Here is a 531-nt window from a genome sequence, read left to right on the forward strand (position 1 = left end):
GTTGCTCTTCCTTTGCGTGGGGAGTTACAGCATTGGAAGAGGCTGTGGGGCGAACGTGCGATGCGCCGGACGAGTGGTTATCGGCCAAAGGCTCGCGCAATTTCCACGTCTGAAAACTTCGCAGGAAAACACTGCATGTGGCCCGCGCTGTCCTAACATCAACCTTCATGAAGCAATGCGAAACGCAAGCCCTCAAAAATTCGCCGGCGTATTCGCACTGATAATCTCCGCCTCATCCGCGCCGATATTCCGGAATTTATGAGGCAACGTCGTCGGAAAGTAATAACCATCCCCGGCATTCAGCACACTCACCTGCCCGTCCACGGTCAGCTCCACCGTGCCGCGCGTGACCAGCCCGCACTCTTCGCCTTCGGCATGCACGATCGGCTCTTCGCCGGAGCTGGCGCCGGGGGCGTATTGTTCGCGGAGCAGGCGCATCTGCCGGCTGGGCACCGAGGCGCCGATGAGCAGCAGGCGCAGGCCGTGGCGGCCGAGGTCGGGTTGTTCATTGGCGCGGAACACGTATTGATG

General features: G+C 60.5%; 1 protein-coding gene. It reads right to left on the reverse strand.

Annotated elements, in window-relative coordinates:
- Positions 1-192 precede the first annotated feature (192 nt).
- Positions 193-531 (reverse strand): cupin domain-containing protein (locus tag J5M71_RS27010; protein ID WP_207838572.1); only part of this gene is annotated, 339 nt, incomplete at its 5' end.

Source organism: Pseudomonas sp. 43(2021), from assembly GCF_017490805.1.
Taxonomy (GTDB): Bacteria; Pseudomonadota; Gammaproteobacteria; order Pseudomonadales; family Pseudomonadaceae; genus Aquipseudomonas.